Here is a 13,117-nt window from a genome sequence, read left to right as displayed (position 1 = left end):
GGGCCTTGGGGAGGAATGCCAATGCATCCGACAACCCGTCGCGGCCTGCTGGCCGGGGTTGGGGCGCTTGCCGCCGCGCCCGCCTTCGCCGCCTGGCAGCCCGCCGAGCGCTATCCCGACCCGCGGATCCAGGATCTCGATCCCGCCTTCGCCCGCTACCGGCTGTTCAACGCGGCGGTGGAACAGATCTGGGCCGGGGATTCGCGCTGGAACGAGGGGCCGGTCTGGTTCGGCGATGCGCGCAGCCTCATCTGGAGCGACATCCCCAACAACCGCATGCTGCGCTGGAGCGAGACCACCGGCCGGGTGGACGAGTTCCGCAAGCCCTCCGGCCAGTCGAACGGCAATACGCGCGACCGGCAGGGCCGCCTCGTCACCTGCGAGCATGCCGGCCGCCGCGTCTCCCGCACCGAATGGGACGGGCGCGTGATCACGCTCTGCGACAGCTACCAGGGCAAGCGGCTGAACAGCCCGAACGACGTGGTGGTGAAGTCGGATGGCAGCATCTGGTTCACCGACCCACCCTTCGGCATCCTCGGTGAGTACGAGGGCGACCGCGCGACACCAGAGCTGCCGACCAATGTCTATCGCATCGACGGCCAGAGCGGCGCGGTCAGCGTGGTAACGGGCGACATCAACCGCCCGAACGGGCTCGCCTTCAGCCCGGATGAAAGCCGGCTCTACATCGTCGAGAGCGGCGTCGCCCCGCGCGTCATCCACGTCTTCGACGTGGTGGAGAACGGCACGAAGCTCGCCCGGGGCCGCGTCTTCCACCAGTGCAAGCCGGGCGAGGCGCCGGACGGGTTCCGCGTCGATACCGACGGCAATCTCTGGTGCGGCTGGGGCACCGGCGAGGGGCTGGACGGGGTGCGGGTGCTGGATCCGGAAGGCAAGCCGATCGGCTTCATCGCGCTGCCCGACCGCTGCCCCAACCTCGCCTTCGGCGGCCGCAAGCGGAACCGGTTGTTCATGCTGACGGGGCGGGCGGTCTACAGCCTCTATGTCGGCGCCACCGGGGCGGCATGAGTGCCGCGCGCGCTTGACCCGCCGCGCCAGCCCGGCAGGATCGGCGGAGACACGGAGAGGAAATGCCGATGCCGAGCCCCACCCAGGCCCCCCCCCAGACATCCTCCCAATGGCAGCCCAGCGCGCGCTATCCCGATCCTTCGATCGAGGCGCTCGACCCGGCCTTCAAGAAGCACCACCTGGCACTCTCGGCGGTGGAGCGGCTCTGGACCGGCAGCCGCTGGGGAGAAGGGCCGGTCTGGCTCGGCGACGTGCGCTGCCTGCTCTGGTCCGACATCCCGAACAACCGGGTGCTGAAATGGGAGGAGGAGACGGGCGCCGTCTCCATCTGGCGCAAGCCCTCCAACAATGCCAATGGCCATACCCGCGACCGCCAGGGGCGCATCATCGCCTGCGAGCATGAGGGGCGGCGCGTGGTGCGCTTCGAGTATGACGGCAGCATCACCGTGCTGGCCGACAGCTACCAGGGCAAGCGGCTGAACAGCCCGAACGACGTGGTGGTGAAATCGGATGGCAGCATCTGGTTCACCGACCCGCCCTTCGGCACCTATGCCTTCTACGAGGGCCTCAAGGTGGAGGCCGAGCTGCCGCACACCCATGTCTACCGCATCGACGGCCAGAGCGGCGAGATCTCGCTGGTGGCCGACGACATCGACCACCCGAACGGCCTTGCCTTCAGCCCGGACGAGAACATCCTCTACATCATCGAGAGCCGCAGCGAGCCGCGCAACATCCTCGCCTTCGATGTCGCGGGCGGGAAGACGCTGACCAAGCGGCGGGTCTTCTACGGCTGCAAGCCAGGCGAGACGCCGGACGGCTTCCGCGTCGACATCGACGGCAATCTCTGGTGCGGCTGGGGCATGACGCCGGAATACGACGGCATCCGCGTGCTCGACCGCGGCGGCACGCCGATCGGGCATGTCCACCTGCCGGAGCGCTGCGCCAATGTCTGCTTCGGCGGCCGCCACCGCAACCGCCTGTTCATGGCGGCGGCGCAGTCGCTCTACGCGCTCTACGTCAACACCCAGGGGGCGCCGGGCGGCTGAGATCCCCTTGATGGCAAGGTTGGCGCGGCCCAGATTCGCGCCCGGCCGGGTGCGCGTCGCGGCCCGGCCTGGAGCCGCCCGGGCATAGCCGGGCGGACCGTCACTTCCATGTCGCTCCGAGGAGGATGTGGTCATGACGACCAGGCGCCTTGCATCCGGTATTCCCGCCTTTCCCTCTCCGGCCCCCCGGTCAGCCCCTCGGCCGAAGCGTCGGCCGCCACGCCGCTCCTTCCCGCCGCTCGGCGAGTGGGGCGAGATGGCGCTGCGCCTGGCGGTCACCGTGCTCGCCATGGCCGGCCTGCTGCAGATGCTCGGCCTGGCCGAGCTGCGATGAGGCAGGGCAGCCAGCGCCGCGCCAATCGTTGCAGGGACTTGACCAAGCGCATCGCAGACACCATTCGATCCCTGCCGGCGCCCATTCCGGGGCCGGCGAAAGCCGACGGCGCCGAGGTCCGGCGCCGCCCTTGTCCATGTTGCTTCGCAAGGAGGATGTGGAGATGAGGACCGAATTCGATTTCGAGCCGCTGTTCCGTGCCACAGTGGGCTTCGACCGCATGCTGGACGCGCTGCGCGCCGCCATGCAGGCCGGGCAGCCGGATGGCTTTCCGCCCTACGACATCGAGCGCATCGGCGAGGACCGCTACCGCATCACCCTGGCCGTCGCCGGCTTCTCGCCCGAGGAGGTGGCGGTCACGGTGCAGCCCAATCTCCTGGTCATCGCGGGCGAGCAGCACCGCCAGGCCGAGAGGCAGGCGCGGCAGGTCCTGCACAGCGGGATCGCCACGCGCGCCTTCGAGCAGCGTTTCGACCTGGCCGACCATGTCCGGGTGACGGGCGCGCATCTGGAGAACGGGTTGCTGACCATCGAGCTCGAGCGCGACCTGCCCGCGGCGATGCGGCCGCGCCGCATCGAGATCCGCCAGGCCGGCACCTCCGCGCCGCCGCGGATCGAGGGCTACCGGGAGGAGCCGCGCACCGCGGCCTGAGGCAGGGAGGACGGCACCATGGCCAATCCGGAGCCCATGGGGTTCGGCGGGTCGGTGGCGCTGATCCGGCCGGCCGATCCCTCGCGCTGCGGCGCCAGGCGCCGCGAATGGCTCCTCTCCTGGCGCCCGCCGCCCGGTGGCACGGAGCCGCGCTGCGCGGTCGTGCTCCGCTTCCACAGCCTCGATGCTGCGCTGGCGCATGCGCGCGCCGAGGGTTGGCCGGTCGAGGTCAGCACCGCACCGGCGGCGCGCCCGCGGCGGGCAGCCGACACGGCGCCGCCTCTGGAGCCGCCGCCGCCGCGCTACTGGTGGGCGCTGGAAGGCCGCGCCGCGCCCTATCCGGAGGCGGCCTGAGCGGACCGGGGACGCGGCGCCTCCGCCGCGGCCATCGGGGCTACATCTTCTTGCCGGTGGTCCAGCCGCCATCCACGGTGAGCAGGCTGCCAGTCATGAAGCCGTTCTCCTCGGCCCCGAGGAAGAGGATGGCGCGGGCGATGTCGGCCGGCTCGCCCCAGCGGTTCATCGCATGGATGCCGCGGATGGTCGCCGACATCTCCGGGTCCTGGAAGTAGCGCTCGGTCATCGGGGTGCGGATGACGCCGGGCGCGACCGCGTTCACCCGGATGCCCTTCTCGCCGAGCTCGAGCGCCATCTCCTTGGTCAGCCCGACCACGCCGTGCTTCGAGGCGACATAGGCGGCGCGGTTCGGCGCCGCCATGATGCCGAGAGTCGAGGCGAGGTTGACGATCTGCCCGGGCTTCCCGGCCGCGATCAGCCGCCGCGCGAAGGCCTGGCTCGGCAGGAAGGTGCCGGTCAGGTTCACGGCGATCACCCGCTGCCATTCCTCCGGGGAGAGGTCGAGCACCGAGACGATCTCGCGGATGCCGGCGGAGTTCACCAGCACGTCGAGGCGGCCGAGCGTCGTCTCGGCGCCCTCGACGAAGGCGTTCACCGAGGCGGGCTCGGTGACGTCGATGCGGAAGGCCTGCGCCTCGCCTTTGCCCTTCCCCTGGCCAATCTCCGCCGCCACCGTCTCGGCGCGCTCGAGATCGAGGTCGCCGACCGCGACGCGGGCGCCCTCCGCCGCCGCCATGAGGCAGACCTGCCGGCCGATGCCGCTGCCACCACCCGTGACCAGCACGGCGCGATCCTGGTACCGCATGTGTCCCTTCCTCCCGGATTATCATGTCCGGCGGTATTCTGCGGCCTTCCGACCGTGGCCGAGAAGGGGTGCGGCTCGGAGCCGGCAGCCCGGCCGGATCAGGCTACTCGGCCGCGACCGCCGGCGACTCGCCCGAGCCGCCATGCTTGGCGCCGCGCTTCGCGCCCTTCGGTGGCTCATGCGCCATTTCGGACATGGCCTTCTGGACGTGCCGGCTGAAGACGTATTCCGCCGGCCGCTGCCGCGAGAGGTCGATCTCGGGCGCCATCTCGCCCGTCGTGCGCGGGCCGCGCATCTGCACCGCCATCGCCTTCCAGGGGCGCTTCACCGCATCGACCACCGCCGTCGCCTCGAAGCCGCTATGGACCATGCAATCGGCGCATTTCTCGTAATTGCCGGTGCCGTACTTGTCCCAGTCGGTGGTGTCCATCAGCTCGCGGTAGGTCTTGGCGTAGCCCTCGCCGAGCAGGTAGCAGGGGCGCTGCCAGCCGAAGATGTTGCGCGTCGGGTTGCCCCAGGGCGTGCAGTGGTAGCTCTGGTTGCCGGCGAGGAAATCGAGGAAGAGCGGGCTGTTGCCCATCTTCCAGCCCTTGCCCTTGCCGCGGGCGAAGATGCCGCGGAACAGCTCCTTGGTCTTGCGCCGGTTGAGGAAGTGCTGCTGATCTGGCGCCCGCTCATAGGCATAGCCGGGCGAGACCATGATGGCGTCGACGCCCATGGCGGTGACGTCGTCGAAGAAGCGCGCCATGCGCTCCGGCTCGGCATTGTTGAAGAGGGTGGCGTTGATGGCGACGCGGAAGCCCTTCTCCTTCGCCAGCTTCAGCGCCTTCACCGCGCGGTCGTAGACGCCCTTCTGGCTCACCGCCCAATCATGCTGCTCGCGGTCGCCATCCAGGTGGATGTCCCAGGTGAAGCGCGGATGCGGCTTGTACTGCTCGATCCGCTTCTCCAGCAGCAGGGCATTGGTGCAGAGGATGATGATCTTGCCGCGCGCCAGGATCTTCTCGACGATCTCCGGCATCTCCTTGTGCAGCAGCGGCTCGCCGCCGGCGATGGCGACGACCGGCGCGCCGCACTCATCGACCGCCTGCAGGCAGTCCTCGACCGAGAGGCGCTTGTTCAGGATGGGATCCGGGTAGTCGATCTTGCCGCAGCCCGCGCAGGCCAGGTTGCACTTGAACAGCGGCTCCAACATCAGGACCAACGGGTAGCGTTTCCGCCCGGCCAGATGCTGTCTCAGGATATAGGCGCCGACCTTGATCTGCTGCCGCAGCGGGATACCCATACGCCTTCCACTCCTCCTCGGGCGGCGCGCCGTGCGAGCGGCGCGGCCTTCCCGCGATCCTGCGCCATCCATGGCATAGTGCCCGTGGCCGGAACCAGACCGATCCGGGCAAGGCAGGGTCGCGCCTGGCGGCGGCCTGCTTGCCGGATCCCTTGCATTCTTCCCGCGCCCTGCGCCTCCCGCTCAGGAGGCGGCGCTCGCCTGCGGTTCCAGCAGAGCCGCCGGCAGCTTGAACTGCACATCCTCGACGATGCCGGGCATGGCCGAGACCTCGACCGGCACGAGCCGGGCGATCGCCGCGATCACTTCCTGCACCAGGGTCTCCGGGGCGGAGGCCCCGGCCGTGATCCCCACCGTCTCCGCCCCTTGCAGCCAGTCCGGCCGCAGCGCCGCCGCATCCGGGATCAGGTGGCAGGGCACGCCCTGCTCCGCCCCGATTTCGCGCAGCCTGTTGGAATTGGAACTGTTGGCCGCGCCGACAACCAGCAGCACGTCCACCAGCCGCGCCAGTTCCCGCACGGCCGATTGCCGATTCTGCGTGGCGTAGCAGATATCGCGCGTGTCCGGGCCCTGGATGTCGCGGAAGCGGCGGCGCAGCGCCGCGATCGTTGCCCGCGTGTCATCCACCGAGAGCGTGGTCTGGGTGACATAGGCAACGGGACGGTCGACCGGGATGGGCAGTCGCTCGACCTCGGCGGCGGAGGCGACGAGATGCACCTCGCCGCGGATCTGGCCGAGCGTGCCCTCGACTTCCGGATGCCCGGCATGGCCGATGAGGATGAGCGTCCGGCCCGCCGCCACGTAGCGCCGGCCCTCGCTGTGCACCTTCGAGACGAGGGGGCAGGTGGCGTCGAGCACCGGCAGGCCACGGGCATCCGCCTCCGCCTCCACGGCGCGGGAGACGCCATGGGCCGAGAAGACCGTCACCGCGCCGGGCGGCACCTCATCCAGCTCCTTGACGAACCGGGCGCCCTTCGCTTCCAGCGATTCGACGACGCGGCGATTGTGAACGATCTCGTGCCGGACATAGACGGGCCGACCATATCGTTGCAGGGCACGCTCGACGATATCCACGGCCCTGACAACGCCCGCACAAAATCCCCGGGGCTGCGCCAGCAGAATGCGCATCTCCTCGCCCTCGTATAGATGCGCCTCCTTAATGCCATGGCGCTGGGGAAGGTACATGCCGGCATCTTGCACCGCGCGAATTTTGCTGCACCTTGCGGCGCCCTTGCAACCGCGGGAGGCGGCAGCCCTTCCCGAGGAGGTCTACAGCGTGACGTCTCCCACCCTTCCGGCCCGATCCGGCCGGCACCTGCTGCTCGGCTTCCTTGCCCTGCCCCTGCTCTGGCTGTCCCTGCTCTGGCCGGGCGCCGCCGCGGCCCATGCGGTGGTCGTCAGTTCCGAGCCGACCGCCGGCGCGGAGCTTGCCGCCCTGCCGAAGCGGTTCGTGATCCATTTCAACAGCCGCATCGACCATGCCCGCAGCCGCCTGGTGCTGGTCGGGCCGGACGGCGCGCAGAAGGCGCTCGACCTGGCGCCGGAGTTGGAGCCGACCCTGCTCGAAGCGGTGCCCTCGGCCGGTGCGGGATCGGCCCCAGGGGCCTGGCGCATTCGCTGGCAGGTGCTGGCGGTCGATGGGCATATCACCCGTGGGGATATTCCCTTCACCCTGAAGTCTCGCTGAGTTCCACGTGGAACAACTCCTGGACCTCTACGGCTTCGCCAGCGTGGTGCTGCACGCGGTCGAGCTGCTGGCGCGGACCGCCCTGATCGGCGGCGTGGTCTTCTGGGTGGCGCTCGCCATGCCGCTGTCCCGCCTGTTGCCGCCCGGCGACGCCACGGGGCTGCGGCGGATCGGGCGCGGTGCCGTGCTCTGGGCGGTGGCCGCGAGCCTGCTGGCCATCCTCCTCAACACCGCGCTCTCCCTCGGTGCCCTCGCGGCCTCGCTCGACATGCCCGTCGCCTCCCTGCTCGGGGCGGATTTCATGCGGGCCGCGGCCGTCACCTTCATCGCCACGCTGCTGGTCCTGGCCCTGGCGCTCGGCCCCGACCAGGCCTCCCCGGTGCGGCGCTGGGGCCTGCTGGCGGCCGCGCTCGCCGTGCTGATCGGCGCGACAGCGGGCAGCCATGCCATCGCCCGCACCGAGGAGCGGCCGATGCTCCTCGCCGCGACGGCCCTGCACCAGCTCGGCGCCGCGCTCTGGATCGGCGGGCTGCCGGCGCTGCTCGCCAGCTTTCGCCTGACCCCCGCCTCGGGCCGCCGGGTCGGGCGCCGCTATTCCCGCTTCGCCGCGGCCGGGGTCGGGCTGATCCTGCTCGGCATCCTTGGCTACTGGATCGGTTTCATCGGCAGCGTCGAGGCGGTCTACGGCACCGCCTATGGCGCGATGTCCGCGACCAAGGGGGTCCTGCTCGGCCTGCTGCTGCTGCTCGGCGGCGCCAATTGGCTGCTGCTGCACCGGCTGACCACGGGGGAGGAGGGGCTGCTGCGGGTGCGCCGCTTCATCGAGGCGGAGATCGCGATCGGCATCGCCGTGCTCGCGGTCGCCGCCTCCCTCACCTCGGTTCCGCCCGCGGCCGACCTGCCGGATGACCGGGTGAGCTGGGCCGAGGTGGTGGAGCGCTTCACCCCGGCCTGGCCGCGGCTGGAGAGCCCGAGCCATGCCGACCTGGCGATTCCCCGCCTGCAGGCGCAGCTCGATGCCGAGTGGCAGCAGCGCCAGGCGGCCCAGGCGCGCAAGCCCGAGGCCTTCACCCCCGGCGAGGGGCTGCTGCCGCCGCGCAATGCCCAGGACATCGCCTGGAGCGAGTACAACCACCACTGGGCCGGCATCATGGTGCTGCTGGTCGGCCTCGCCGCCCTGCTGGACGCCACCGGCCGGGTGCCGCTCGCCCGGCACTGGCCGCTGGTCTTCATCGGCCTTGCCGGCTTCATCTTCCTCCGCTCCGACCCGGAGGCCTGGCCGCTCGGCGAGATCGGCCTGCTGGAGAGCCTGCGGGACCCGGAGGTGGTGCAGCACAAGCTGGCTGGCCTGCTGGTGGTGGGCTTCGCCGTCACCGAATGGTGGGTGCGCCTCGGCCGCATCCGGGGGCGGGCGCGCTACGTCTTTCCACTCGCCATGGTCGCCGGCGGCGTGCTGCTGCTCGCCCATACCCATGCCATCTCCAATGTGAAGGAGCAGCTCCTGGTGGAGCTGTCGCACCTGCCGCTGGCGGTGCTGGCGGTCATCGGCGGCTGCGCCCGCTTCGCCGAACTGCGGGGGCCGGCGGAGGTCTCGCGCATCGCCCGCTGGGTCTGGCCGGTCTGCCTCATCCTCATCAGCGTCGTCCTGATCCTCTATCGTGAAGCCTGAGACCCCGGCCGCGGGAGGCGGGCGGCGCATCGCCCTCGCCTCCCGCCTCGCCTCCATCCTGGTTGGCTGGAGCATCCGCCGGCCGCGCCTCGTGCTGGCGCTGGCGCTGCTGGCCGGGCTGGCCGGCTGCTGGGTGGTCGCCACCCGCTTCGCCCTCAACACCGACGTCGTCGCGCTCTTCCCCGAGGACCTGCCCTGGCGGCAGACCGAGGAGGCGATGGACCGCGCCTTCCCGCAGCGCACCGACCTGATCGCCGTGGTGGTGGACGGCGCGACGCCCGACATCGCCGACCGCGCCGCCGCCGCCCTGGCCGGGGCGCTGGAAGCGCAACCGGCGCTGTTCCACACCGTCACCCGCCCGGATGCCGATCCCTTCTTCCGGCGCGCCGCCCTGCTGTTCCAGGACGAGGCCGAGCTCCGCGCCACCACCGAGCGCATCATCGCGGCGCAGCCGCTGCTCGGGACGCTCGCCGCCGATCCCAGCCTGCGCGGCGTCGCCCGCACCCTCGAGCTGCTGGCCGAGGGGCTGCAGCGCGGCGAGGGCGATCCAGCCGTCCTGCGGCCGGCGCTCGAGGCGCTGGCGACGACGGTCGAGGGGACGGCGGCGGGGCGCTTCGCGCCGCTCGACTGGAGCCGCCTCTTCACCGGCAAGCCCCCCGACCCGCTGGCGCTGCGCCGCTTCGTGCTGGTGCAGCCGGTGCCGGACTATGGCGCGCTGGCGCCGGTGGCGGCGGCGACCTCGGCGGTCCGGGCGGCGGCGGCGCGGCTCGGCCTGACGCCTGAGCACGGGGTCCGGGTGCGGCTGACCGGCGACCTGGTGATGGGCGACGAGGAGTTCTCGACCGTCTTCGGCGGGGCAATCACCGAGAACATCCTCTCCTTCACCGCCGTCGCCTTCCTGCTCTGGCTCGGCCTACGCTCGGGGCGGCTGATCTTCCCCATCCTCGGCACGCTGGTGCTCGGCCTGCCGATCACCGCCGCCTTCGGGCTGCTGGTGGTCGGGCCCTTCAACCCGCTCTCCATCGCCTTCGCCGTGCTCTTCATCGGCTTCGGCGTCGATTTCGGCATCCAATTCGCCGTCTCGCTCCGGGAACAGCGCTACGAGCTGGCCGACCGGCCCCTGCCGGAGGCGCTGGTCGCGGCCGGGCATCATGCCGGCGAGGCGATCGCGCTTGCCGCCATGGCGCTCGGCTGCGGCTTCCTCGCCTTCCTGCCGACCAACTATCGTGGCGTCTCCGAACTCGGGCTGATCGCCGCGGCCGGCATGCTGGTCGCCGTGGTGCTGAGCCTGACCGCGCTCCCCGCCTGGCTGACCTTCACCCGGCCGCGGCCGGAGCGGGAGCCGGTCGGTTATGCCGCGCTCGCCCCGCTCGACCGCTTCCTCGCCCGCCATGCCCGGCCGGTCGCGGCGCTGCTGCTGGTGCTCGCCATCGGCTGCGGCATCAGCCTCGCCTGGCTGCGCTTCGACACCAACCCGCTCGACTTGCGGGATCCGCATACCGAGGCGGTCTCGACCTTCCGCGAGCTGATGCACAATCGCGACACCACGCCGAACACCATCGACGTGCTCGCCCCCGACCTGCCGGCCGCCGAGGCCCTGGCGCATCGCCTCGCCGCCCTGCCGGAGGTTCATGGCACGGTGACGCTGGCGAGCTTCGTGCCCGAAGGGCAGGAGGCGAAGCTGGCCCTGATCCAGGACGCCGCCGACCTGCTCGGCGTCACCCTGGAGCCAGGCGAGACTTCGCCGCCGCCCGACGATCCGACGATCGCCAACGCCCTTGCCAAGGCGGCGACGGCGCTGGGGGGGATTCGGGGCGGGCTCGCCGCCGAGGCCGCGCGGCTCTCCGCCGCGCTGCAGGCGCTCGCCGCCGGCCCACCAAAGGGGGAAGAGGGGCGGGAGCGGCTGCGCGCCGCGCTCATCCCCGGGCTGGAGACGGTGCTCGGCGACCTGCGGCTGGCGCTCGGCGCCCGCAAGGTGACGCTCGAGACCCTGCCGGATGCGCTGAAGCGGGATTGGATCGCGCCCGGCGGCCAGGCGCGGATCGAGGTGCGGCCGCAGGACCTGTCCGACGACTACGCCGTTATGGCCCGTTTCGCCCGGGCGGTGCAGACCGTCGCGCCGGCGGCGAGCGGCCCGGCCATCTCGATCCAGGCGAGCTCCCGCACCATCGAGACCGCCTTCTTCCAGGCCGGGCTGATCGCCACCGGGGCGACGGTGCTGCTGCTGCTGCTGGCGCTGGGGTCGCTGCGTCTGGCCCTGCTGGCGCTGGCGCCGCTGACGCTGGCCGGGCTGCTGACGCTCGCCACCTGCGTCGCCATCGGCCAGCCGCTCAATCTTGCCAATATCATCGCCCTGCCGCTGCTCTTCGCGCAGGGGGTCGCCTTCAAGATCTACTACGTCGTCACCTGGCAGCATGGCGAGCGCTCGCTGCTCGCCTCGCCGCTCACCCGGGCGGTGCTCTACAGCGCGTTGACCAACGGCACCGCCTTCGGCTCCCTCGCCGTCTCGGCGCATCCGGGCACGGCGAGCATGGGGCTGCTGCTGATGCTGAGCCTGCTCTTCGCCCTCACGGCGGTGATGCTGACCCTGCCAGCACTGCTGCCGCTCTTCGCGCCCAGCCAGCCGGCGCCGGCGGAGGGCAGGGGGTGAGGCGGCCCCGATCCGGCGTCCAGGCCCTGTTCGCCTGGCTGGTGGCGCTGTCCTGGCGGCGGCAGCTCCTGGCGGCGCTCGGCCTCGGCCTGCTCTCGGCCCTGGCCCTGCCGCCGCTGCATCTGGTGCCGGTGCTGCTGCTCTCGGTGCCTGGCCTGCTGGTCCTCGCGGCGGCGCAGCCGCGCTGGCAGCGGGCCGCCTGGATCGGCTTCCTCTGGGGCTGGGGCCAGGGGGTCGCCGGCATCTGGTGGGTCACCGAGGCGATCCTGATGGATGCCGCCACCTGGTGGTGGCTGGTGCCGCTGGCGGCGCCGGCGCTGGCGGCCGGGCTGGCGCTCTTCGCCATTCCGCCGGTATTGGTGGCGCGGGCGCTGCCGCCGGGCTGGCCGCGCCTCGCCGCCTTCGCCGGCCTCTGGGTGCTGGGGGAGATGGCGCGCGGCTGGCTTGCCACCGGCTTCCCGTGGAACCTGACCGGCACGGTCTGGGCCTTCGCGGCGCTGCCGGTGCAGGGTGCCGCGCTCATCGGCGTGCACGGGCTCTCGCTCGTCACCATGCTGCTCGCCGGGCTGCCGCTGTTGCGTGGCTGGCGCGTCTGGGCGCTGGGCGGGCTGGTGCTGGCGGGCTTCGCCGGCTTCGGTGCCTGGCGGCTGGCGCAGCCGGCGCCGCCCGACCAGCCGGTGGAACTCGTCCTGGTCCAGGGCAATGTCGCGCAGGAGGTGAAGTGGCGGCAGGACCGCCGCATGCCGATCTTCCAGCACTACCTGGCGATGACCGAGGCGGCGGCGCGGGCCGCCCGCGCGGCGGCGCCGGGGCGGCACATCGCCGTCATCTGGTCGGAGACCGCGAGCCCCTTCCTGCTCACCCAGGATCCCGAGGCGCGGCGCATGGTGGCCGCCGCCCTGCCCGAGACTGCAACGCTGCTCGCCGGCACCGTCCGCGCCGCCTGGGACCCGCAGGGCCGGCTGAGCGCGGTCTGGAACAGCCTCGCCGTCCTCGATGCCTCGGGCGAGGTGGCGGCGGTCTACGACAAATCGCATCTCGTACCCTTCGGCGAGTACATGCCGCTCGCTGGCATCCTGCCGATCCGGCTGGTGGCGGGGAGCATGGACTTCTCCGCCGGTCCCGGCCCGGTGACACTGCAGGCGCCCGGTCTGCCGCCCTTCGGCGCGCTCATCTGCTATGAGGTGATCTTCCCCGGCGCGGTGGTGCCTCGGCCTCGGCCGGACTGGCTGGTCAACATCACCAACGATGCCTGGTTCGGCGTCTCCTCCGGCCCCTGGCAGCATCTCGCCGCGGCGCGGCTGCGGGCGGTGGAGGAGGGGCTGCCGCTGGCGCGTGCCGCGCAGACCGGCATCTCGGCCCTGTTCGACGCGAAGGGGCGGCGGCTGGCCATGCTGCCGACCGGGGAGACCGGCACCCTGACCCTGCCGCTGCCGGGGGCGGAGCCGCCGACGCCCTTCGCCCGCTTCGGGCTGGCGCTGCCCGGCCTCGCGGCGGCGATCTGCCTGCTGCTCGGGATCGGATGGGGAACCCGCAGGGGCGTGCAGCGTCCCGGACGAGGGGTAGCGGGGCGAGATTCTCGTTTTTGAGAAAACTCTATGGTATT

At 71.7% G+C, this 13,117-nt stretch carries 12 protein-coding genes; 9 read left to right on the top strand and 3 right to left on the bottom strand.

What is annotated here, in order from left to right; translation table 11 throughout:
* Window positions 1-21 precede the first annotated feature (21 nt).
* The 5 genes from HJG45_RS06445 (at window position 22) to HJG45_RS06425 (ending at window position 3,412) form a co-directional block, all read left to right on the top strand.
* The gene (locus HJG45_RS06445) at window positions 22-1,026 is read left to right on the top strand and encodes an SMP-30/gluconolactonase/LRE family protein (RefSeq protein ID WP_171611296.1); all 1,005 of its coding nucleotides are present in this window, start codon (window positions 22-24) and stop codon (window positions 1,024-1,026) included.
* Window positions 1,027-1,094: 68 nt separating this feature from the next.
* Window positions 1,095-2,072, top strand: coding sequence for an SMP-30/gluconolactonase/LRE family protein (locus HJG45_RS06440; RefSeq protein WP_171611295.1), 978 nt, complete (start codon window positions 1,095-1,097; stop codon window positions 2,070-2,072).
* Window positions 2,073-2,205: 133 nt separating this feature from the next.
* Window positions 2,206-2,406 (top strand): hypothetical protein, encoded by a 201-nt coding sequence (locus HJG45_RS06435; RefSeq protein WP_171611294.1) that lies wholly within the window; start codon window positions 2,206-2,208, stop codon window positions 2,404-2,406.
* A gap of 163 nt (window positions 2,407-2,569) precedes the next feature.
* Window positions 2,570-3,058 (top strand): Hsp20 family protein, encoded by a 489-nt coding sequence (locus HJG45_RS06430; RefSeq protein WP_171611293.1) that lies wholly within the window; start codon window positions 2,570-2,572, stop codon window positions 3,056-3,058.
* An 18-nt stretch (window positions 3,059-3,076) separates the two neighbouring features.
* Window positions 3,077-3,412 (top strand): hypothetical protein, encoded by a 336-nt coding sequence (locus HJG45_RS06425; protein ID WP_171611292.1) that lies wholly within the window; start codon window positions 3,077-3,079, stop codon window positions 3,410-3,412.
* Window positions 3,413-3,452: 40 nt separating this feature from the next.
* Here the strand turns inward: HJG45_RS06425 and HJG45_RS06420 are convergent, their stop codons facing one another.
* The 3 genes from HJG45_RS06420 to ispH form a co-directional block, all read right to left on the bottom strand.
* The gene (locus HJG45_RS06420) at window positions 3,453-4,220 is read right to left on the bottom strand and encodes an SDR family NAD(P)-dependent oxidoreductase (RefSeq protein WP_171611291.1); all 768 of its coding nucleotides are present in this window, start codon (window positions 4,218-4,220) and stop codon (window positions 3,453-3,455) included.
* A 103-nt stretch (window positions 4,221-4,323) separates the two neighbouring features.
* A complete protein-coding gene (hpnH, locus tag HJG45_RS06415) occupies window positions 4,324-5,505 on the bottom strand; it encodes an adenosyl-hopene transferase HpnH (RefSeq protein WP_171611290.1) in 1,182 nt (393 codons plus the stop codon).
* Between the two features lie 183 nt (window positions 5,506-5,688).
* Complete coding sequence (ispH, locus tag HJG45_RS06410; protein WP_171611759.1) at window positions 5,689-6,633, bottom strand: 4-hydroxy-3-methylbut-2-enyl diphosphate reductase; 945 nt, start codon at window positions 6,631-6,633, stop codon at window positions 5,689-5,691.
* Between the two features lie 148 nt (window positions 6,634-6,781).
* On the opposite strand from ispH, the gene HJG45_RS06405 reads away from it, so the two are divergent.
* The 4 genes from HJG45_RS06405 to lnt are packed head-to-tail and all read left to right on the top strand — an operon-like array spanning window position 6,782 to window position 13,100.
* Window positions 6,782-7,192, top strand: a complete 411-nt coding sequence (locus tag HJG45_RS06405; RefSeq protein WP_217362847.1) for a copper resistance CopC family protein — start codon at window positions 6,782-6,784, stop codon at window positions 7,190-7,192.
* A 7-nt stretch (window positions 7,193-7,199) separates the two neighbouring features.
* Window positions 7,200-8,861 (top strand): CopD family protein, encoded by a 1,662-nt coding sequence (locus HJG45_RS06400; RefSeq protein ID WP_171611288.1) that lies wholly within the window; start codon window positions 7,200-7,202, stop codon window positions 8,859-8,861.
* On the top strand, window positions 8,851-11,511 hold the full coding sequence (locus tag HJG45_RS06395) for an MMPL family transporter (protein ID WP_171611287.1): 2,661 nt from the start codon (window positions 8,851-8,853) through the stop codon (window positions 11,509-11,511). Before HJG45_RS06400 ends, HJG45_RS06395 begins: the two co-directional genes overlap by 11 nt.
* Window positions 11,508-13,100 (top strand): apolipoprotein N-acyltransferase, encoded by a 1,593-nt coding sequence (gene lnt / locus HJG45_RS06390; RefSeq protein WP_368040523.1) that lies wholly within the window; start codon window positions 11,508-11,510, stop codon window positions 13,098-13,100. The genes HJG45_RS06395 and lnt overlap by 4 nt, the downstream gene beginning before the upstream one ends.
* Window positions 13,101-13,117 lie beyond the last annotated feature (17 nt).

Origin of the sequence: Roseicella sp. DB1501, assembly GCF_013112485.1 — a bacterium.
In the GTDB taxonomy this organism is placed as follows: Bacteria; Pseudomonadota; Alphaproteobacteria; order Acetobacterales; family Acetobacteraceae; genus Paracraurococcus.
The sequence above is the reverse complement of the archived record's forward strand: the minus strand, read 5'-3'. Positions and strand labels throughout refer to the sequence as shown.

Bases quoted from the DNA above. Each gene is read 5' to 3' on its own strand.
- HJG45_RS06445 (WP_171611296.1), top strand. From the start codon at position 22: ATGCATCCGACAACCCGTCGCGGCCTGCTGGCCGGGGTTGGGGCGCTT.
- HJG45_RS06440 (WP_171611295.1), top strand. From the start codon at position 1,095: ATGCCGAGCCCCACCCAGGCCCCCCCCCAGACATCCTCCCAATGGCAG.
- HJG45_RS06435 (WP_171611294.1), top strand. From the start codon at position 2,206: ATGACGACCAGGCGCCTTGCATCCGGTATTCCCGCCTTTCCCTCTCCG.
- HJG45_RS06430 (WP_171611293.1), top strand. From the start codon at position 2,570: ATGAGGACCGAATTCGATTTCGAGCCGCTGTTCCGTGCCACAGTGGGC.
- HJG45_RS06425 (WP_171611292.1), top strand. From the start codon at position 3,077: ATGGCCAATCCGGAGCCCATGGGGTTCGGCGGGTCGGTGGCGCTGATC.
- HJG45_RS06420 (WP_171611291.1), bottom strand. From the start codon at position 4,220: ATGCGGTACCAGGATCGCGCCGTGCTGGTCACGGGTGGTGGCAGCGGC.
- hpnH (WP_171611290.1), bottom strand. From the start codon at position 5,505: ATGGGTATCCCGCTGCGGCAGCAGATCAAGGTCGGCGCCTATATCCTG.
- ispH (WP_171611759.1), bottom strand. From the start codon at position 6,633: ATGCGCATTCTGCTGGCGCAGCCCCGGGGATTTTGTGCGGGCGTTGTC.